Raw genomic sequence first — 19998 nt, forward strand, 5'->3', positions numbered from 1 at the left:
ACGACATGACGCGTCGCCCCACCATCAAGGACATCGCGCGCCGGGCAGGGGTCTCGGAGAGCGCCGTCTCCTTCGCGCTCAACGGCAGGCCGGGGGTCTCCCAGGGCACCAGGGACCGCGTCCAGCGCGTCGCCGAAGAGCTCGGCTGGCAGCCCAACAGCGCCGCCCGCGCCCTGTCGGGGCTGCGCGCCGGATGCGTCGGCCTCGTGCTCGCGCGGCCCGCGCACACCCTGGGCGTCGAGTCGTTCTTCCTCCAACTCGTCTCCGGCGTACAGGAAGTGCTCGCCTCCCGGAACGTGGCGCTCCTGTTCCAGGTGGTCGAGGACATCGACGCCGAGTGCGCGGTGCACCGCCGCTGGTGGGCCGAGAAGCGGGTCGACGGCGTGCTCGTCGTGGACCCGCGCGCGCACGATCCGCGGCCCGCGCTGCTCGCCTCGCTCGGCCTGCCCGCCGTGGTCATCGGCGCGCCCGCGTCGGGTTCGGGCTCCGCCGAGCTGTCCACGGTGTGGGCCGACGACTCCGCCGCCATGGCCTCCGTACTCGCGCACCTCCACGAACTCGGACACCGCCGCGTCGTGCACGTCGCCGGACTGCCCGGCCTCGCCCACACCGAACGCCGGATCAGCTCACTGCGTACGGAGGCCGCCCGGCTCGGCCTCACCGCCGCCCGCTCGGTGACCACCGACTACTCCGACGCGGAGGGCGCCGAGGCCACCCGGCGCATCCTCGACGAGGCGGAGCCGCCGACCGCGATCATCTACGACAACGACGTGATGGCCGTCGCGGGCGCCTCCGTAGCGGCCGAGCGCGGCACCGCCGTACCGGCCGAACTGTCCATCGTGGCCTGGGACGACTCGGCCCTGTGCCGCGTCACGCACCCCCGCCTGACGGCACTCGTCCGGGACACTTCGGGCTTCGGCCGACTGGCCGCGCAGGAACTTCTCGACCGGCTCGACGGGGGGCCGGTGCGCAGCATCCAGGCGGAACTCCCACGCCTGGAACCGAGGGAGAGCACGGGGCGGCCCCGATAGGGGCGCGGGGCTGTGACATGTGCGGCTCCGCCGCGGGGCGCGACCAGCCACGACGGCGCAGCAGCCGAACGACAGAGCGGGGGCCCGGGGGCGCAGCCCCCGAGAGCTGTCCGCAGGACTTTCGGGAAGGGGCGGGGAGGGGAGAAAGGCCGGCGCCGCGGTTACGGCTTCACCGACCGGTAATACCGCCGAGCGCCGTCGTGCAACGACAACGGATCCGTGTAGATCGCCGTGCGCAGATCCACCAGCTGGGCCGCGTGGACCTTGGAGCCGATGTGGTCGCGGCTGTCGATCACCGTACGGGTCAGACGCTCGGTCAGGGCCTCGTCCGCGCGGTCGGTGGTGACCAGGAGGTTGGCGACCGCGATCGTCGGCACCGCGGTGTTCTCCCGCATGCCCGGGTACGCGTCGGCGGGCATCACCGCGGCCCGGTAGTACCGCGAGGCGCCGCCCTGCTTGTGCAGGCCCTTGACGAGGTCGTCCAGGCGGACCAGGCGGATGTCGGCGCGCTCCGACAGCTCCCGCACGATCGTCGTGGGCAGCCCGCCGGACCAGAAGAACGCCTCGATCTCGCCCTTCTCCAGCTGCTCCGGAGCCTTGTTTATGCCGCTCGGCTCGGCCTCGACGTCCCTCGCAGGGTCGAGCCCCGCCGCCCGCAGGACCCGCTCCGCGATCAGCCGTACGCCCGAGCCCTCCTGCCCGACGGCGACCCGCTTGCCGCGCAGATCGGCGGCGCGCGTCACGGTCGAGTCGTGCTTCACGACAAGCTGGACGTAGTCGTCGTAGAGCCGTGCGCAGCCGCGCAGGCGCTGCCAGCCGGGGCCGTTCTCCTGGAGGTACTTCTCCACCGCGTCGGCCGCCGCGATCGTGTAGTCGGCCTTGCCCGTGGCCACCCGCGCCACGTTCGTCTGCGAGCCCTCGCTCTGCATCAGCTCCAGGTCGAGGTCGGGCAGATCGTCGGCGGCGGCCGCCTGGAGGAGCTGCCCGTACCGCTGGTAGACGCCCGACTGCACGCCCGTACTGAAGACCACCTTCCCGCCCGGCGACGACTCGCCGAGCGGCAGCAGCCACCAGAGCAGCAGCCCGAAGATCACCAGGGCGGCCGCGGAGCCCTGCAGGGCGCGGCGCCTGCTGATCCGGGGGAGTGCCTGCGACATGACCGCGATCCTGCCAGCTCACCCCACCCGCCGACCAGGGCTCCCTCACGCTTCCGACCCTGATCCCGCCTCTCGTCCCGACGCTCCCCCAGGCCCCCTTACCCTTGTCCGTATGACCAGCGTGGGCCGGAGTGAGACCGTGGACGACAAGCAGGCACAGGACGTAGCCGTTCCGAAGAGCTATGAGGTGCGGACCTACGGGTGCCAGATGAACGTCCACGACTCGGAGCGGCTCTCCGGCCTCCTCGAGGACGCCGGCTATGTGCGCGCGCCCGAGGGCGCCGACGGTGACGCCGACGTCGTCGTGTTCAACACCTGCGCGGTCCGCGAGAACGCCGACAACCGGCTCTACGGCAACCTCGGCCGGCTCGCCCCGATGAAGACCAGGCGGCCCGGCATGCAGATCGCCGTCGGCGGCTGCCTCGCGCAGAAGGACCGCGAGACGATCGTCAAGAAGGCCCCCTGGGTCGACGTCGTCTTCGGCACGCACAACATCGGCAAGCTCCCCGTCCTCCTGGAGCGCGCCCGCGTCCAGGAAGAGGCGCAGGTCGAGATCGCCGAGTCGCTTGAGGCCTTCCCGTCCACGCTGCCGACGCGGCGCGAGAGCGCGTACGCCGCGTGGGTGTCGATCTCCGTGGGCTGCAACAACACCTGCACCTTCTGCATCGTGCCCGCGCTGCGCGGCAAGGAGAAGGACCGCAGGACCGGCGACATCCTCGCGGAGATCGAGGCCCTGGTCGCCGAGGGCGTCTCCGAGATCACGCTGCTCGGCCAGAACGTCAACGCGTACGGCTCCGACATCGGGGACCGCGAGGCCTTCAGCAAGCTGCTCCGCGCGTGCGGCCGGATCGAGGGCCTGGAGCGCGTCCGCTTCACGTCCCCGCACCCGCGCGACTTCACGGACGACGTGATCGCCGCCATGGCAGAGACGCCGAACGTGATGCCCCAGCTGCACATGCCGCTGCAGTCCGGCTCCGACCCGGTCCTGAAGGCGATGCGCCGCTCGTACCGCCAGGAGCGCTTCCTCGGCATCATCGAGAAGGTCCGCGCCGCCATGCCGGACGCGGCGATCTCCACCGACATCATCGTGGGCTTCCCCGGCGAGACCGAGGAGGACTTCGAGCAGACGATGCACGCCGTCCGCGAGGCCCGTTTCGCGAACGCCTTCACCTTCCAGTACTCCAAGCGCCCCGGCACGCCCGCCGCCGAGATGGACGGCCAGATCCCCAAGGAGGTCGTGCAGAAGCGGTACGAGCGCCTCGTCGCCCTCCAGGAGGAGATCTCCTGGTCGGAGAACAAGAAGCAGGTCGGCCGCACGCTCGACCTGATGGTCGCCGAGGGCGAGGGCCGCAAGGACGGCACGACGCACCGCCTCTCCGGCCGCGCCCCCGACAACCGCCTGGTGCACTTCACCAAGCCGGACGCCGAGGTCCGCCCCGGCGACGTCGTCACGGTCGAGATCACCTACGCCGCCCCGCACCACCTGCTCGCCGAGGGCCCTGTCCTCGACGTGCGCCGCACCCGCGCGGGCGACGCCTGGGCGAAGCGCAACGCCGCCGAGGCCGCGAAGCCCGCCGGCGTCATGCTGGGCCTGCCCACCATCGGCGCCCCCGCCCCGCAGGCCACCCCGGCCCCCTCGGGCTGCGGCTGCGACTGACCTTCCCGGACCTGCCGTACGGGCTCCTGCCGGCGGTGCCCGTACGGGCTGCGGCAGACCGCGCCAGCTACCCTGCCGATCATGCTCGTTGCCGCAGCCGTCTGCCCCTGTCCACCGCTCCTCGTGCCGGAGGTCGCCGCAGGCGCCGCCGGTGAACTGGCCGAGGCCCGCGCCGCCTGTGCCGACGCGGTTGCCGTGCTCGCCGCCGCCCGCCCGGACCGGCTGATCGTGGTCGGCCCGGCCGAGCAGAGCCGCCGCGGCACGCATCCGCAGGGCGCCCGCGGCAGTTTCCGCGGCTTCGGCGTGGACCTCGACGTCCACCTCGGCCCGGCCGACCCGGCCGCACCCGCCGACCGGGAACTCCCCGCGTCCCTAGCCGTCGGCGCCTGGCTCCTGGAGCGCGCCGCCTGGTCGTCCGCGCCCGTCACCGGACTCGGCGTGGGCGAGCCCCTGTCGACCGAGCGCTGCGTCGAGGCGGGACGCGAACTCGCCGCCCAGGGCGAGCGCGTGGCCCTCCTCGTCATGGGCGACGCCAGCGCCTGCCGCACCCTCAAGTCCCCCGGCTACCTCGACGAACGCGCCGTCGCCTTCGACGCGGAGGCCGCCCGCGCACTCGGCGCCGCCGACCTCGCCGCGCTCACGTCCCTCGACACGGAACTCGCGTACGAGCTGAAGGCGGCGGGTCGGGCGCCCTGGCAGGTCCTCGCGGGCGCAGCCGAGGGCGCCGGCCTCAGCGGAGCGCTCCTCTACGACGAAGCGCCTTACGGGGTGGGGTACTTGGTGGCCGCCTGGTCCTAGGCAGCTTTTAGGCAGCTCGTAGGCAGTTTTTAGGCAGGACCGCCCGCGCCCGGCGGCGGCGGAGGAGGAGTGCCCGTACCACCAGGGCCCTGCGTCCCGCCCGGGCCGGGCGCGCCACCCGGGCCGGGCGTATCCCCCGGACCCTGCGTGCCGTCGCCCTTGTCTGCGAACCGGTGGAGCCCCTCCTTCGCCTTGCCCGTACCGTGCTGGATCTTGTCGCTGTACTTGCCCTTGGTCCGCTGGTCGACCGTCCGCGCGACCTTGTCCAGGCCGTGGTCGATCTTGTCCCCGTGCTCCTTGGCGAGGCCCGCGGCCTTCTCCTTCGCCGGGGCGATCTTGTCCTTCAGTTTGTTCAGGAAGCTCATGGCTCCACCTCTCCCGCCATAACCGGTCCGATCACTCCAAACGTACTCGTACCGGCGAAAATGCGCGTAGGCCGGAGCAGCGGACTGTCCCGCCCGTGGAACCGGCACACGCCCGGGTTTGGGAGACTGGGGCGGTGAGCAGCGCACCAGACACCCCCCGGGTCATCGCCGTCGTCGGCCCCACCGCGGCCGGCAAGTCCGATCTCGGCGTCTTCCTCGCCGGGCAGCTCGGCGGAGAGGTCGTCAACGCCGACTCGATGCAGCTGTACCGGGGGATGGACATCGGCACCGCCAAGCTCACCCCCGAGGAGCGCGGCGGCATCCCGCACCACCTGCTCGACATCTGGGGCGTCACGGTCGCGGCCAGCGTCGCCGAGTACCAGAAGCTCGCCCGCGCCGAGATCGACCGGCTGCTCGCCGAGGGCCGCTGGCCGATCCTCGTCGGCGGCTCCGGGCTCTACGTCCGGGGCGCCGTCGACCAGTTGGAGTTCCCCGGCACCGACCCGGACGTCCGCGCCGCCCTCGAGGAAGAGCTGACCCTGCGCGGCTCCGGCGCCCTGCACGCCCGGCTCGCCGCCGCCGACCCGGAGGCCGCCAAGGCGATCCTGCCGAGCAACGGCCGCCGCATCGTCCGCGCCCTGGAGGTCATCGAGATCACCGGCCGCCCCTTCACCGCCAACCTCCCCGGCCACGACTCCGTCTACGACACCGTGCAGATCGGCGTCGACGTGGCGCGGCCCGAGCTCGATGAGCGGATCGCCGTCCGCGTCGACCGGATGTGGGCGGACGGCCTCGTCGACGAGGTGCGCACCCTGGAGCGCCAGGGCCTGCGCGAGGGGCGCACCGCCTCCCGCGCGCTCGGCTACCAGCAGGTGCTCGCGGCGCTCGCGGGGGAGTGCACCGAGGACGAGGCGCGCGCCGAGACGATCCGCGCCACCAAGCGCTTCGCGCGCCGCCAGGACTCCTGGTTCCGACGGGATCCGCGGGTGCACTGGCTCAGCGGCGCCGCCGCGGACCGGGGGGAACTCCGAGGCAGTGCCCTGGCGTTGGTCGAACGAGCGGTTACAGCCTGATCACGTGATGGCATCGGGACGCTCCGGCGGTCATCCGGGCTCCCGGGGGCGTGCCATCATCAAGCTTCGATCGAGCCAGTGGAGCCGAGTTGGGAGGGCGCGTGGCTATGGAGGCCGGCCCTCGCGACACCGCACACGAGGAACCGGGACAGCTCAGTCCCGACGGTCCTGACGCTTCCCGCACGCCTGCCGACAGCCCTCGTGCGACCCCGGACGGCGTCGTCGCGGACGGCCCCGACGAGCTGGACGAGCACGTGCCCGACGGCGTGACCGGCTCCGAGGTCGAGGTCGAGCTGCGGCCCCGGCGCAGGCTGCGGCTCTGGCAGCTCGCCCCCATCGTGATCCTCGCCGCCACCGGCTCCCTGATGTTCGCCTTCCCGCTCGCCTTCGCGTTCGGCGAGGGCGGCCCGGTCGTCGCCATGCTCGGCCTGCTCCTGTGCAGCTGCGCCGCGGGCTGGGGCCTGATGGCCGCCCGCCGCGTCGGCCACACCTGGCCCGGCCTGCCGGCGCGGGGTTCCGGCGCCCGCCCCGACTGGCGCGTGATCGCCCTGTACGCCGTGGTCGTCGCCGGTCTCGCGGTGCTCGCGGTCTGGCGCGTGGCCCGGCTGCGCTGACTCCGTCGTACGGGGCCTGCCTTCTCGTACGCTGCCTCCCCTCTCGTACGGTGCCTCCCCTCTCGTACGCTGCCTCCCCGTCCGTACGGTGCCCTGCCTGCCCTTACGGTCCCGCGGGCCCTGCTTCCGTACGGCCCGCCGGGTAAGCGGAATCACGGTTATCCACAGGCCGGGCGAGGGCTTCGTGCGGCAGGCCGTAACATCGAGGAATGAGCACGCGGATCGCCTTCCTCAAGGGCCACGGCACCGAGAACGACTTCGTGATCGTGCCCGACCCGGACAACGCCGTCGAGCTGACCGCCACGGCGGTCGCCGCGCTGTGCGACCGGCGCGCGGGCATCGGCGGGGACGGCCTGCTGCACGTCGTGCGCTCCGCCGCCCACCCCGAGGCCCGGCACATGGCGGACGAGGCCGAGTGGTTCATGGACTACCGCAACGCCGACGGCTCCATCGCCGAGATGTGCGGCAACGGCGTCCGCGTCTTCGCCCGCCACCTCCAGCGCGCCGGTCATGTGGAGGCCGGTGACCTCGCCATCGCCACCCGCGGCGGCGTGAAGAAGGCGCACATCGCCAAGCCCGACGCCCAGGGCGAGGCCGCCGTCACCGTCTCCATGGGCCGCGCCGAGCTCCCCGCCGAGCAGGCCACGGTCACGGTCGGCGAGCGCAGCTGGCCCGCCCTGAACGTGAACATGGGCAACCCGCACGCCGTCGCCTTCGTGGACGACCTGGCCCACGCCGGTGCCCTCCATGCCGCGCCGGACACGACCCCGGCCACGGTCTACCCGGACGGGGTGAACGTGGAATTCGTGGTCGACCGGGGCCCCGGCCACGTGGCGATGCGGGTGCATGAGCGCGGGTCCGGCGAGACCCGCTCCTGCGGCACCGGCGCCTGCGCGGTCGCCGTGGCCGCGGCCCGCCGGGACGGCCGGAGCCCGTCCGACACCGGCGAGCCGGCGACGTACAGAGTGGATCTGCCCGGTGGCACCCTCGTGATCACCGAGCGGACCGACGGAGGGATCGAGATGACCGGACCAGCGGTGATCGTGGCCGAGGGCGAGATCACTCCCGAGTGGATCGAAACCCGAATTGCGTGAGCGTTCGCTCGAATGGGTGATCCGTTTCACGCTGAGCGAGAGCGGGTGAGCGACGCGTGATGGGCTCGATAGCATCAAGCACCGGCAACGGGGGGACCCGCCGCCCCGCCCCCGACCGCCGGCCGAGCTGCCGGAGGTTCCCATGAGTGCGGACGGATCGAGGACTGCGGCGCGAACCGCCCCGGACGGCGGCGAGGCCGTGCACGAGCACGTCACCGCGCCGCCGCCCACGCCCGCCCCGGCAGCCCCCGCACCCCCCGCGAGCCCCCGCAGACGCGGTCGCGCCCGCATCGATCTGCGCCGCCTCGGCCTGGCCGCGCTCCTCGGTTCGACCTCCCGCGGCCGCCTCCCGGACGCGATCGGCCATGTGGCCGAAGCCCACCGCGCCCACCACCCCGAGGCCGACCTCGAGCCGCTGCGCCGCGCCTATCTCCTCGCCGAGTCCTCGCACCGCGGCCAGATGCGCAAGAGCGGCGAGCCCTACATCACGCACCCCCTCGCCGTCACGCTGATCCTCGCCGAACTCGGCGCCGAGACAACGACGTTGACGGCCTCGCTGCTCCACGACACGGTCGAGGACACCGAGGTGACGCTCGATCAGGTACGCGAGGAGTTCGGCGAAGAGGTCTGCTTCATCGTCGACGGCGTCACCAAGCTGGAGAAGGTGGACTACGGCGCGGCGGCCGAGCCCGAGACCTTCCGCAAGATGCTCGTCGCCACCGGCAACGACGTCCGCGTGATGTCCATCAAGCTCGCCGACCGCCTGCACAACATGCGCACGCTCGGCGTGATGCGCCCCGAGAAGCAGGCCCGCATCGCCAAGGTCACCCGGGACGTCCTCATCCCGCTCGCCGAACGCCTCGGCGTCCAGGCCCTGAAGTCCGAGCTGGAGGACCTGGTCTTCGCGATCCTCCACCCCGAGGAGTACGCACAGACCCGCACCCTCATCACCGAGAACGCCGCGGCCGGCAACCCGCTCGGCGAGTTCGCCGAGGAGTTCCGCGCCGTGCTCCGCGAGGCCGGCATCGCCGCCGAAGTCCACATCAGGCCACGGCACTTCGTCTCCGTGCACCGCTCCCGGATCAAACGCGGCGAGCTGCGCGGCGCCGACTTCGGCCGCCTCCTGGTCCTCGTCAACGAGGACGCGGACTGCTACGGCGTCCTGGGCGAACTGCACACCTGCTTCACGCCGGTGATCTCCGAGTTCAAGGACTTCATTGCCACCCCGAAGTTCAACCTCTACCAATCGCTGCACACCGCGGTCACCCGTCAGGACGGCGAGGTCGCCGAAGTCCTCATCCGCACCCACCAGATGCACAAGGTCGCCGAGGCCGGAGTCGTCGCCCTCGGCAATCCCTACGACGCGGGCTCGGACGAGGACAGCGGCGAGGGCGAGCGCGTCGACCCCACCCGCCCCGGCTGGCTCTCCCGCCTCCTCGACTGGCAGCGCTCCGCCCCCGACCCGGACACGTTCTGGAGCTCGCTGCGCGAAGAGCTCGCCCAGGACCGAGAGATCACCGTCTACCGCACCGGCGGCGGCACGCTGAACCTCCCCGCGGGCGCCAGCTGCGTCGACGCCGCCTACGCGCAGTACGGCGAGGAGGCCCACGCCTGCATCGGCGCCCGGGTCAACGGCCGCCTGGTGACGCTCAGTACGGTCCTGCGGGACGGCGACACCGTGCATGTGCTGCTCGCCCCGCCGGAGACCGGCTCGGGCCCCGACGCGGAGTGGCTCGACCACACGCGTACGCCGGCCGCCCGCATCGCCATCGGCCGCTGGCTCAGCTCGCACCCCGAAGGCCCGGTCGTCGCGGCCGCCGCCCCCCGGCCCCAGCTGACCGTCGAGGCGATGCGGCCCACCGCGGCCAACGCCGTCGTCGACCTGCCGAACGCCACGGTCCGCCTCGCCGGCTGCTGCACCCCGGTCCCGCCCGACGCCGTCACCGGCTTCACCGTGCGCGGCGGCGCCGTCACCGTGCACCGCGTGGAGTGTCCCGCGGTCGAGCGGATGTCGGCCTCGGGTCGCGCGCCGGTCGCGGTGCACTGGGCGCAGCTGGACGAGGGCGCCGAGTGCCGGGTCACGCTGATCGCCGAGTCCTTCGGCCGCCCGCACCTCCTCGCCGACCTCACCGAGGCCATCGCCCTGGAGGGCGCCGCCATCATCTCGGCCACCGTCGAGCCCCCGGTCGAGGGCCGCGTCCGGCACTCGTACACGCTCCAACTCCCCGACGCCGCCCAGCTCCCCGGCCTGATGCGGGCGATGCGCAAGGTGCCGGGGGTGTACGACGTGGGGCGCGGCAAGGAGCCCGCGGCGGCCACGTCCTGAACCGGCGCGGCCGATGGAACACCCCGTTCGGGTGGGCCGGTCGCGCGTCGGCACGGCAACCAAGGCCCGTGCTGATAGCGGTGGTTCATGTTGCTCTCGCGCCGCATCAGGGCCGCACTCCTCGCCACCGCCAGCTCCGCCGTGTCCGTCTCGCTGCTCGCAGCGAGCGCGCCCTCGCCGGTCGCCCCGCGCGGCATCGGCGACCGCCTCTTCCCGCACCTCGGCAACCCCGGGTACGACGTCACCGCGTACGACATCTCGCTCCGCTACCGGGGCGACAACAGCAAGCCGTTGGACGCCGTCACCGTCGTGAAGGCGCGGGCCACGGACCACCTGAAGCAGATCAACCTCGACTTCACCCAGGGCAAGGTCCGCTCCGTGGAGGTCAACGGGGCCCGCGCGCGGTTCGCGAGCACCGGCGAGGACCTCGTCGTCACGCCCGCCCGGCCCGTCTTCCAGGGCAGCCCGCTGCGGATCACCGTGCGGCACACCAGCGACCCGGCGGGCAAGGCCGACGGCGGCTGGGTGCGTACGGGCGACGGGCTCGCCATGGCCAACCAGGCCGACGCCGCCCACCGCGTCTTCCCCGGCAACGATCACCCCTCCGACAAGGCGTACTTCACCTTCCGGATCACCGCCCCCAAGCAGCTGACCGCCGTCGCCAACGGACTGCCGACCGGCCGCCGCGCGGGCGCGAAGAGCACCACGTGGACGTACCGCACCCACCACCCCATGGCCACCGAGCTCGCGCAGGTCAGCATCGGCCGCTCCGCCGTCCTGCACCGCAAGGGCCCGCACGGGCTGCCCGTCCGGGACGTCGTACCGAGCAAGGACCGCAAGAAGCTCGAACCGTGGCTCAAGAAGACGCCGGGCCAGATCGCCTGGATGGAGAAGAAGGTCGGCCGCTACCCCTTCGAGACGTACGGCGTCCTTGCCGCCGACGCCACCACCGGCTTCGCCCTCGAGACCCAGACCCTGTCGCTGTTCGAGCGCCGGCTCTTCACACAGCCCGAGTACCCGAGCTGGTACGTCGACTCGATCATGGTCCATGAGCTGGCCCACCAGTGGTTCGGCAACAGTGTCACCCCCCGCACCTGGTCCGACCTGTGGCTCAACGAGGGGCACGCGACCTGGTACGAGGCCCTCTACGCGGAGGAGCGCGCCAAGCAGCCCCTGCAGAAGCGGATGAAGCAGGCCTACCGCCTCTCCGACCGCTGGCGCGCCGCCGGCGGCCCGCCCGCCGCGCCCAAGGCCCCCGAACCCGGCCAGAAGATCAGCCTGTTCCGCCCGGTCGTCTACGACGGCAGCGCCCTCGTCCTGTACGCGCTGCGCCAGGAGATCGGCCACGCGGCCTTCGAGCGCCTGGAGCGCGCCTGGGTCCGGCGGCACGTGGACTCCACGGCGACCACCGCCGACTTCACCCGCCTCGCCTCGGGCATCGCGGGCCGCGACCTGAGCACCTTCTTCAAGGCCTGGCTGTACGGGAAGAAGACGCCGCCCATGCCCGGCCACCCCGACTGGAAGGCCGACGCTCCGAAGGCCAAGGGCAAGCCCGGAACTCGTACGGTCACGCCCGCGCACTCCCACGGCGCCCCCGGACACTCCCACGGCCACGCCGGACACTCCCACGGCCACGCCGGATGAGCCGAGCCCTGCCCGAGCCGGAACCGGACCGTTCGTACGCACCGAATAATTCGGGTGCCGAGACGGGGCGTATCGTGAGACCATCGACAGGTCGACGGTGCGGTAGGCCGGGAATCTCCGGGGCCGGGCGCACGTTGACCGATACGAGGACCGCCCCTGTCGGGTGGCTCCCCCTTCCCAACGACGTAAGGATCCAATGACCTCCTCTTCTTCCCCTTCCCAGGACGCGCAGGACAGCCAGAGCCAGAGCACCGCGCAGAACCTCCCCGAAGGACTTCGGGCCGATGCCCTGATGGAAGAGGACGTCGCCTGGAGCCACGAGGTCGACGGAGCGCGGGACGGCGACCAGCTGGACCGCTCCGAGCGCGCGGCTCTGCGCCGTGTGGCGGGCCTCTCCACCGAGCTCGAGGACGTCACCGAGGTCGAGTACCGACAGCTCCGCCTGGAGCGGGTCGTGCTCGTCGGCGTGTGGACCACGGGCACGCTGCAGGACGCGGAGAACTCCCTGGCGGAACTCGCCGCGCTCGCCGAGACGGCGGGCGCCCTGGTGCTCGACGGTGTCTTCCAGCGCCGCGACAAGCCCGACCCGGCGACCTACATCGGTTCCGGCAAGGCTCTGGAGCTGCGCGACATCGTCCTCGAGACCGGAGCCGACACGGTCGTCTGTGACGGTGAGCTCAGCCCCGGCCAGCTCATCCACCTCGAAGACGTCGTCAAGGTCAAGGTGGTGGACCGCACCGCCCTGATCCTCGACATCTTCGCCCAGCACGCCAAGTCCCGAGAGGGCAAGGCACAGGTGGCCCTCGCGCAGATGCAGTACATGCTGCCGAGGCTCCGCGGCTGGGGTCAGTCGCTCTCCCGGCAGATGGGTGGCGGCGGCGGTGGCGGCATGGCCACCCGTGGTCCCGGTGAGACCAAGATCGAGACCGACCGGCGTCGGATCCGCGAGAAGATGGCGAAGATGCGCCGGGAGATCGCGGCGATGAAGACCGGCCGCGACATCAAGCGCCAGGAGCGGCGCAGGAACAAGGTGCCTTCGGTCGCCATCGCCGGTTACACCAACGCCGGCAAGTCCTCGCTGCTCAACCGCCTGACGGGCGCGGGCGTCCTGGTGGAGAACGCGCTGTTCGCCACCCTCGACCCCACCGTCCGCCGCGCGGAGACCCCGAGCGGGCGGCTCTACACCCTGGCCGACACGGTCGGGTTCGTGCGCCACCTGCCGCACCACCTGGTCGAGGCGTTCCGCTCCACGATGGAGGAGGTCGGCGACTCCGACCTGATCCTGCACGTGGTGGACGGCTCGCACCCCGTGCCGGAGGAGCAGCTGGCCGCCGTGCGCGAGGTGATCAGGGACGTCGGCGCGACGGACGTCCCCGAGATCGTCGTGGTCAACAAGGCGGACGCGGCCGACCCGTTGGTGCTGCAGCGCCTGCTGCGCGCCGAGCGGCACGCGATCGTGGTCTCGGCCCGCACGGGCGACGGCATCGAGGAGCTGCTCGCGCTCATCGACGCCGAACTGCCCCGCCCCGAGATCGAGATCGAGGCGCTGCTTCCGTACACGCAGGGCGGGCTCGTCGCCCGTGCGCACGCCGAGGGCGAGGTGATCTCCGAGGAGCACCTCCCGGAGGGCACGCTGCTCAAGGCGCGGGTGCACGGCGAACTCGCCGCGGACCTGGCCCGGTTCGTCCCCGCGGAGCACTGAGCCACACCGCGAAGCAGTACGTACGAAGGCCCGCCCCCTCCAGCCGGAGGGGGCGGGCCTTTGCGTGTCGTAAGCGCCTACTGGCTGCCGTACTTCTCGCTCATCGTGTCGAAGACGCGCTTCGCGCCGTCGCCCAGCTGCGGGCCTGCGAGCCAGCCGTTCGAACCGGCCGGGCCGATCGAGGTGTTGGAGACCAGGGCGAGCTTGCCGCCGCCGGTCTCACGGAACCAGCCGCCGCCGGAGGAGCCGGCGGTCATGGTGCAGCCGATGCGGTACATCGTCGGCGAGGACGGGGTCAGCGAGAGCCGGCCGGGCCGGTCGATGCACTTGTGCATCAGCGCACCGTCGTACGGCGGGGCCTGCGGGTAGCCCCAAGCACCCATCGCGTCCACGGACTTGGGGGACGGCGAGGAGAAGTCCACGGGCAGCGCCGCGCCGACGGTCTCCTCCAGGGACTTGGTGCCACGCTCCGGCTTCACGTGCAGCACCGCGTAGTCGTACTCGTACGAGCCGCCCTCGGGGTCCGCGGCCGTGGTGCCGTCGATCCACTCGTTGGAGGTGGAGATCCAGTCCGCCCAGAACTGGCCGTACGGGGCGCGGTCCTGCGGCCCCGCGCTCTCCAGGGCGCGGGCGGAGAGGCCCTTGTGGTTGTAGGCCGGGGTGAAGACGATGTTCCGGTACCAGCCGCCCTTCTGGCCGGCGTGCACGCAGTGACCCGCGGTCCACACGAGGTTGGACTTGCCGGGGTTGCGCGGGTCCTTCACGACGGTGCCGGAGCAGACCGCGGTGCCCTCGGGGGTGTCGAAGAAGATCTTGCCGACCGGCGCCGCGTACTTGTGGTACGGCGTGCGCTCCGGCTCGGCGCGGACCGGGCGCGGCTCCGGGTCGGTGACGCCCTCGTTGCTGGCGGCGGCCTTGCTGGAGATGGTCTGGCTGGGGGACTTCGCGGTCTTCATCCGGTCCGCGTCCCACAGACCCTCGATGACCGGGTTGGCGAAGTCCTTCGCCTCACGCAGCCACTTGTCCTTGTCCCAGTTCTTCCACTCGCCGTTCTTCCACTTGTCGACGTCGATGCCGTGCTCCTTGAGCCGGTCGGCGATGCCGTCGAGGTCGTCGGGAAGCTGGGCCTCGTCCGCGCCCGAACCGCCTTCCTTCGCGGCGGAGTTGGTGGGCTTGGCGTCGGCCTTGGGGTCGCCGCCCGACTCGCAGGCGGTGGCGGTCAGGGCCAGGGCCACGGCAAGCGAGGCCGCGGCGAGCGCCGGACGTATGGATCGCATGGTGAGGAAACCCCCGATGGGTGTGTAAGCGGTGGTGATGGGGATGGGGAGAGCGGTTCCGGGCGGCAGGCGCCCGAACGGTGCTGCTACGGGCGGCAGGCGCCCGAACGGTGTTGCTACGGGCACGGTTCCGGGCGGCGGGTGCCCGAACAGTGCTGCTATGGGCGGCTGGCGCCCGAACGGTGCCGCCCCCGGGATGGGCCCGGGAACGGCACCGTGGTTCAGAGAGAGGTCAACTGCCCTGCGCGGGCGTTCAGTTGGTGGACTTCTTGCTGACCTCGTCGTAGATGCCCTGGGCTTCCTTGCCGAAGCGCGGGCCCGCGAGCCAGCCGGCGGTGACCGGGCCGATGGAGGTGTTGGAGACCAGGGCGGGCTTGCCGTCCTGGCCCTTGGCGACCCAGCCGCCGCCGGAGGAGCCGGCGGTCATGGTGCAGCCGATGCGGTACATCGTCGGCTGGGACGCGGACAGCGAGAGCCGGCCGGGCTTGTCGGTGCAGGAGAACTCGAGCTCGCCGTCGAACGGCGGAGCCGCCGGGTAGCCGGTCGCCTTGATCGAGGCGATCTTCGGCACGGCCGGGGCGTTGAACTCGACCGGCATCGCCGCGCCGACGGTCTCCTCCAGGGACTTGCCGGCGGCGCCCTTCTCGGGCGTCACCTCCATCACGGCGAAGTCGTACGGAGCACCGGCGCCGCCGGACTGGGCGCCCTGCGCGATCCACTGGTCCGAGGTCCTCGCCTGCTTGCTCCACCAGACGCCGTACGGAGCGAGCTCCTCCTTCGTGGCCTTCTGGTCGGCGGGCTTGCCCTCGTTGTTGTACGACGGGACGAAGACGAGGTTGCGGTACCAGCCGCCCTCCTTGCCCGCGTGCACACAGTGGCCGGCCGTCCAGACCATGTTGGACTTCCCGGGGTTGGCCGGGTCCTTCACCACGGTGGCCGAGCACTGCGCGGAGCCCTCGGGGGTCTCGAAGAAGAGCTTGCCCGCGGCCGGGGCGTTGTCGTGGTACGGCGTCGCCACCTGCTGGGCGTCGACCGGCTCTGGGATCGGGTCCGTCTTGCCCTGGTCGCCGGAGATGTCGTTGTCGACGGGCTTCTCCGGGTGCTTGTCGGTGTCGCGCAGCCGGTCAGAGTCCCAGAAGTCCTCGATGATCGGGTTGACGAAGTCCTCGGCCTCGCGCAGCCACTTGTCCTTGTCCCAGTTCTTCCACTCACCGTTCCGCCACTGGTCGACATCGATCCCGTGCTCCTTGAGCCGGTCCTTGATGTCGTCCGGAATCTCGATCTTGTCCCCGCCGCCGCTGCCACCGGCGCTGCCGCCATCGGCCGTCGCGGACGCGGTGGGCTTGGCGTCGGCGTTGTCCTCGCCGGGGCCGCAGGCCGTGGCCGTCAGTGCGAGCGCGGCCGAGACCGCGAGCACGGAGGAGGTGGTGCGGCGCACACTCCTCCCTCGACGAGCGGCGAAGAGCGGACGTATGGGTCGCATGGCGAGAATCCCCCTGTTTTGACTTTGTCGGACTTGGTGAACTCCTCCCGGCCGCGGCCGACGGGCCTGTGCGGACCGGAAGTTGCAGTTCACCTGTGCAGTTGTGGCATCGCGCGGAGCGGCAGCGCGACGATCGAGCACCCCACGATATGCCGGTGCGATCGGCGACGACCCACGGGGCCGCAACGGTTCTGTCACGGCCCGGTTCCTCCGGCGCGATCCGCACGCCAGGTCACGGGGAGGTTGATGGGGAACTTCCGGTTGATGGTGGTTCCGTACGCACGCACCGGTGGTCAAGCCAAGGTTTTCGTTTGGCAAGGATCTCCGCGCCGGGCGTGATCCCCCGCATCCGGCGTCGTTGGTACGTACGGGGGACACGCGTCCGGCACCGGACCCCCAGGGGGCGTACCGCCCAACTCACCGACGTACAGCGGGAGGACACACAGTCGTGGCCGTCACCGAGCCTGCGCCGCCGCGAGCCGCGCTGCCCGCGTCCGCTCCGCCCGCCCGCAGGGGGCCCGGCCCCGCGGGCATCCTGCGGCGCCAGTCGCTGCGCGAGTCGGCCCGTACGTACGCCAGGTCACTCCCGATCGTGCCGGTCAGGGCGCGCGGCCTGACCATCGAAGGGGCCGACGGGCGGCGCTACTTGGACTGCCTGTCCGGGGGCGGGTCCCTCGCGCTCGGCCACAACCACCCCGTCGTCCTGGAAGCGATCAGGAAGGTCCTGGACTCCGGCGCGCCGCTGCACGTCATGGACCTCGCCACGCCCCTCAAGGACGCCTTCGTCACCGAGCTCTTCGCGACGCTCCCGCCCGCCCTCGCGTCCCGCGCCCGCGTGCGGTTCTGCGGACCGGCCGGGGCGGACGCGGTCGAGGCGGCCGTGGAACTCGTACGGACGGCGACGGGGCGGGACGGACTGCTCGCGTGCACGGGCGCGTCCCACGGCGTGACCGAGGAGCCCCGGGCCACCGGTGACCTGCGCGTGACGCGGCTCCCGTACCCGCAGGACTACCGCTGCCCCTTCGGCACCGGCGGCCCCGAGGGTGCCGAACTGGCCGCCCGCCGGGCCGAGTTGCTGCTCGCCGACGCGGGGTCCGGGGTGCCGCTGCCCGCCGGACTGATCGTCGAGCCGGTGCAGGGCGAGGGCGACGTGCTGCCCGCACCGGACGTCTGGCTGCGCCGGATGCGGGAGATCACCGAGGCGCGCTCGATCCCGCTGATCGCCGACGAGGTGCAGACCGGCGTCGGCCGGACCGGTGCCTTCTGGGCCGTGGAGCACAGCGGGATCGTGCCCGACGTGATGGTGCTGTCCAAGGCCGTCGGCGGCAGCCTCCCGCTCGCCGTCGTGGTCTACCGCGACGACCTCGACGCCGGGGAGCCCGGCGCCCACGCCGGTACCTTCCGGGGCAATCAGCTCGCCATGGCCGCGGGCGCCGCGACCCTCGCCCACGTGCGCCGCCACCGTCTCGCCGAGCGCGCCGCCGAACTCGGCACGCGCATGCTCGACCACCTGCGCGCCGTGGCCGCGGACCATCCGCAGATCGGGGAGGTGCGGGGGAGAGGGCTGATGATCGGCGTCGAACTGGTCGACCCGGAGGGGCCGGGGGCCGGACCACCGCCCCCCGCGCCCCGGCTCGCGGCCGCCGTGCAGCGCGCCTGCCTGGACCGCGGCCTGATCGTCGACCTCTGCGGCCGCCGGTCGAGCGTCGTCCGCCTGCTGCCCCCGCTGACCCTCACCGACGACCAGGCCGCCGCGGTGCTCGACCGGCTCTCGGACGCGCTGGCCCGGGTACTGAAGCCCGGTCGGCCGGAATCCGACCGGCCGTAGCGCGTGTCTGATCGACTTGATCCCGTGCCCTGCCCTCAACTCCCGTCCCTCCAGAGGAACATGAGCCACATTCTCCGTACACCGTCTCGAAGTGGGAGAGTCCCCGTGCCGCACGCCCCGCACGCCCCCGCGTCCGTACCGCCCGAGCTCAGCCCGGAGGCCTGGGCGCGCTCCGCCCGACGGCTCCTCGCGAAAATGCTCGGCGAGTTCGCCTACGAGGAGATCCTCAGCCCGGAGCCCAGGGACGGCTCGTACGTCCTCGCGCTCGACGACGGCGCCCGGCTCAGCTTCCGCGCCCGCCGTGCGGCGTACGGGAGCTGGAGGGTCGAGCCGGACTCGCCGACCCTGCGTGAGGCGGACGGGGCCGAGGCGCCGTTCGGCGACCCGTTCGCGTTCCTCGCGCGGGCCCGGCGGCTGCTCGGCCTCGACGGGGACACACTGGGCCACGTCGTACGCGAGCTGAACAGCACCCTCGCCGCCGACGCCCGCCTCGACCACACCGGACTGACCGCCGCCGAGCTCGCCGCCCTCCCGTACGCCGAACTGGAGGGTCACCAGACCGGGCACCCCTGGCTCGTCCTCAACAAGGGGCGGCTCGGCTTCTCGGCCGCCGACGCCGCCCGCTGGGCCCCGGAAGCGCGCGTTCCGGTACGCCTGCCGTGGATCGCGGTGAGCGACGCGCTGGCCGCGTACCGGGGTGTGCGGCACTTGGCCGCCCCGGAGCGGCTCTACGGGCACGAGCTGGACGCCGCCACCCTCGACACCTTCGCGCACGCCCTCCGCGCATGTGGCCTCGATCCGCGCCGGTACCTCTACCTGCCCGTGCACCCCTGGCAGTGGGACGAGATCGTGCTCCCGCTGTTCGCCCCGTCCGTCGCCGCCGGGGACATCGTGCCGCTCCCCGCCGACCCGGACGAGCGCCTTCCGCAGCAGTCCATCCGTACGTTCCTCAACACGTCACGGCCCGACCGGCACACCGTCAAGCTGCCGCTCTCGATCCTCAACACCCTTGTCTGGCGCGGCCTTCCGACCGAACGCACCCTCGCCGCGCCCGCCGTCACCGCCTGGGTGCACGCGCTGCGGGACGCCGACCCGTTCCTGCGCGACGAGTGCCGCGTCGTCCTCCTCGGCGAGGTCGCCTCGGTCACCGTCCGCCACCCGGTCTACGACGAGCTCCCGGACGTTCCCTACCAGTACAAGGAACTCCTCGGCGCGATCTGGCGCGAACCCCTGGAGCACAGCCTCGACCCCGGCGAACGCGCCCGTACGCTCGCCTCCCTGCTGCACACCGACCGTGACGGCCGGGCCTTCACCGCCGAGCTGGTCGAGCGCTCCGGACTCGACCCGAAGGTCTGGCTGCGCCGCCTCTTCGCCGCCCTGCTGCCGCCGCTGCTGCACTTCCTCTACCGCTACGGCACCGTCTTCTCGCCGCACGGGGAGAACGCCATCGTGGTCTTCGACGCGGCGGACGTGCCGGTCAGGCTCGCGGTGAAGGACTTCGTCGACGACGTGAACGTCAGCGCGCAGCCCGTGCCCGAGCACGCCTCGATGCCGGACGACGTGCGCGAGATCCTGCTCACCGAGCCGCCCGCCTTCCTCACCCAGTTCATCCACTCCGGCCTGTTCGTCGGCGTCTTCCGCTACCTCGCCCCGCTCTGCGAGGACCAACTCGGCGTGCCCGAGGGCGAGTTCTGGACACTCGTACGCGAGGAGATCCTCCGCCACCAGGCCCGGTTCCCCGAGCTGAAGGACCGCTTCGAGCTCTTCGACCTGCTCACGCCACGGATCGAGCGCCTCTGCCTCAACCGGAACCGGCTCCACCTCGACGGCTACCGGGACCGCCCCGAGCGGCCGCACGCCGCCGTCCACGGGACCGTGCCGAACCCGCTGCACGCGGGGCCGCAGCCGTGATCGCGGGATTGTCAGTGGGGCACCGTAGGCTGGTCGAG

General features: G+C 72.3%; 15 protein-coding genes. 11 read left to right on the forward strand and 4 right to left on the reverse strand.

Annotation, left to right across the window (positions count from 1 at the left end; genetic code table 11):
* Positions 1–5: 5 nt before the first annotated feature.
* Positions 6–1031 carry a LacI family DNA-binding transcriptional regulator gene (locus RCO28_RS13370; RefSeq protein WP_308941288.1) on the forward strand — a complete coding sequence of 342 codons (1026 nt, stop codon included), beginning with the start codon at positions 6–8 and terminating at the stop codon, positions 1029–1031.
* A 161-nt stretch (positions 1032–1192) separates the two neighbouring features.
* On the opposite strand, the gene RCO28_RS13375 is transcribed toward RCO28_RS13370, so the two are convergent.
* A complete protein-coding gene (locus RCO28_RS13375) occupies positions 1193–2188 on the reverse strand; it encodes a TAXI family TRAP transporter solute-binding subunit (protein ID WP_308941289.1) in 996 nt (331 codons plus the stop codon).
* Positions 2189–2300: 112 nt separating this feature from the next.
* On the opposite strand from RCO28_RS13375, the gene miaB reads away from it, so the two are divergent.
* Positions 2301–3845 (forward strand): tRNA (N6-isopentenyl adenosine(37)-C2)-methylthiotransferase MiaB, encoded by a 1545-nt coding sequence (gene miaB, locus RCO28_RS13380; protein ID WP_308941290.1) that lies wholly within the window; start codon positions 2301–2303, stop codon positions 3843–3845.
* A gap of 81 nt (positions 3846–3926) precedes the next feature.
* Positions 3927–4643, forward strand: a complete 717-nt coding sequence (locus RCO28_RS13385) for a class III extradiol dioxygenase subunit B-like domain-containing protein (protein WP_308941291.1) — start codon at positions 3927–3929, stop codon at positions 4641–4643.
* A gap of 29 nt (positions 4644–4672) precedes the next feature.
* Here RCO28_RS13385 and RCO28_RS13390 read toward each other — a convergent pair whose 3' ends face one another.
* On the reverse strand, positions 4673–5008 hold the full coding sequence (locus RCO28_RS13390; RefSeq protein WP_308941292.1) for an antitoxin: 336 nt from the start codon (positions 5006–5008) through the stop codon (positions 4673–4675).
* A gap of 134 nt (positions 5009–5142) precedes the next feature.
* On the opposite strand from RCO28_RS13390, the gene miaA reads away from it, so the two are divergent.
* From miaA to hflX, 6 genes are all read left to right on the forward strand, one after another.
* Complete coding sequence (gene miaA / locus RCO28_RS13395) at positions 5143–6081, forward strand: tRNA (adenosine(37)-N6)-dimethylallyltransferase MiaA (RefSeq protein WP_308941293.1); 939 nt, start codon at positions 5143–5145, stop codon at positions 6079–6081.
* Positions 6082–6188: 107 nt separating this feature from the next.
* Positions 6189–6695, forward strand: coding sequence for a hypothetical protein (locus tag RCO28_RS13400; RefSeq protein WP_308941568.1), 507 nt, complete (start codon positions 6189–6191; stop codon positions 6693–6695).
* Positions 6696–6904: 209 nt separating this feature from the next.
* Positions 6905–7789 carry a diaminopimelate epimerase gene (gene dapF, locus RCO28_RS13405; protein WP_308941294.1) on the forward strand — a complete coding sequence of 295 codons (885 nt, stop codon included), beginning with the start codon at positions 6905–6907 and terminating at the stop codon, positions 7787–7789.
* Positions 7790–7931: 142 nt separating this feature from the next.
* Positions 7932–10115 carry an HD domain-containing protein gene (locus RCO28_RS13410; protein WP_308941295.1) on the forward strand — a complete coding sequence of 728 codons (2184 nt, stop codon included), beginning with the start codon at positions 7932–7934 and terminating at the stop codon, positions 10113–10115.
* Positions 10116–10202: 87 nt separating this feature from the next.
* Positions 10203–11759, forward strand: coding sequence for a M1 family metallopeptidase (locus RCO28_RS13415; RefSeq protein ID WP_308941296.1), 1557 nt, complete (start codon positions 10203–10205; stop codon positions 11757–11759).
* Positions 11760–11955: 196 nt separating this feature from the next.
* On the forward strand, positions 11956–13461 hold the full coding sequence (hflX, locus tag RCO28_RS13420) for a GTPase HflX (protein WP_308941297.1): 1506 nt from the start codon (positions 11956–11958) through the stop codon (positions 13459–13461).
* A gap of 77 nt (positions 13462–13538) precedes the next feature.
* Here hflX and RCO28_RS13425 read toward each other — a convergent pair whose 3' ends face one another.
* Together RCO28_RS13425 and RCO28_RS13430 are read right to left on the reverse strand one after the other, a co-directional pair.
* Complete coding sequence (locus RCO28_RS13425; RefSeq protein WP_308941298.1) at positions 13539–14738, reverse strand: hypothetical protein; 1200 nt, start codon at positions 14736–14738, stop codon at positions 13539–13541.
* A gap of 253 nt (positions 14739–14991) precedes the next feature.
* A complete protein-coding gene (locus RCO28_RS13430; RefSeq protein ID WP_308941299.1) occupies positions 14992–16221 on the reverse strand; it encodes a hypothetical protein in 1230 nt (409 codons plus the stop codon).
* 448 nt (positions 16222–16669) lie between these two features.
* Here RCO28_RS13430 and RCO28_RS13435 point away from each other — a divergent pair, with 448 nt between their 5' ends.
* Both RCO28_RS13435 and RCO28_RS13440 read left to right on the forward strand, forming a co-directional pair.
* Positions 16670–18049, forward strand: a complete 1380-nt coding sequence (locus tag RCO28_RS13435; RefSeq protein WP_308941300.1) for a diaminobutyrate--2-oxoglutarate transaminase family protein — start codon at positions 16670–16672, stop codon at positions 18047–18049.
* 60 nt (positions 18050–18109) lie between these two features.
* Positions 18110–19960, forward strand: a complete 1851-nt coding sequence (locus RCO28_RS13440; RefSeq protein WP_308941301.1) for an IucA/IucC family siderophore biosynthesis protein — start codon at positions 18110–18112, stop codon at positions 19958–19960.
* The last annotated feature ends 38 nt before the right edge of the window (positions 19961–19998 follow it).

Source organism: Streptomyces sp. LHD-70, assembly GCF_031157275.1.
In the GTDB taxonomy this organism is placed as follows: domain Bacteria; phylum Actinomycetota; class Actinomycetes; order Streptomycetales; family Streptomycetaceae; genus Streptomyces.

Bases quoted from the DNA above. Each gene is read 5' to 3' on its own strand.
- RCO28_RS13370 (WP_308941288.1), top strand. From the start codon at position 6: ATGACGCGTCGCCCCACCATCAAGGACATCGCGCGCCGGGCAGGGGTC.
- RCO28_RS13375 (WP_308941289.1), bottom strand. From the start codon at position 2,188: ATGTCGCAGGCACTCCCCCGGATCAGCAGGCGCCGCGCCCTGCAGGGC.
- miaB (WP_308941290.1), top strand. From the start codon at position 2,301: ATGACCAGCGTGGGCCGGAGTGAGACCGTGGACGACAAGCAGGCACAG.
- RCO28_RS13385 (WP_308941291.1), top strand. From the start codon at position 3,927: ATGCTCGTTGCCGCAGCCGTCTGCCCCTGTCCACCGCTCCTCGTGCCG.
- RCO28_RS13390 (WP_308941292.1), bottom strand. From the start codon at position 5,008: ATGAGCTTCCTGAACAAACTGAAGGACAAGATCGCCCCGGCGAAGGAG.
- RCO28_RS13400 (WP_308941568.1), top strand. From the start codon at position 6,189: ATGGAGGCCGGCCCTCGCGACACCGCACACGAGGAACCGGGACAGCTC.
- dapF (WP_308941294.1), top strand. From the start codon at position 6,905: ATGAGCACGCGGATCGCCTTCCTCAAGGGCCACGGCACCGAGAACGAC.
- RCO28_RS13410 (WP_308941295.1), top strand. From the start codon at position 7,932: ATGAGTGCGGACGGATCGAGGACTGCGGCGCGAACCGCCCCGGACGGC.
- RCO28_RS13415 (WP_308941296.1), top strand. From the start codon at position 10,203: ATGTTGCTCTCGCGCCGCATCAGGGCCGCACTCCTCGCCACCGCCAGC.
- hflX (WP_308941297.1), top strand. From the start codon at position 11,956: ATGACCTCCTCTTCTTCCCCTTCCCAGGACGCGCAGGACAGCCAGAGC.
- RCO28_RS13425 (WP_308941298.1), bottom strand. From the start codon at position 14,738: ATGCGATCCATACGTCCGGCGCTCGCCGCGGCCTCGCTTGCCGTGGCC.
- RCO28_RS13430 (WP_308941299.1), bottom strand. From the start codon at position 16,221: ATGCGACCCATACGTCCGCTCTTCGCCGCTCGTCGAGGGAGGAGTGTG.
- RCO28_RS13440 (WP_308941301.1), top strand. From the start codon at position 18,110: ATGAGCCACATTCTCCGTACACCGTCTCGAAGTGGGAGAGTCCCCGTG.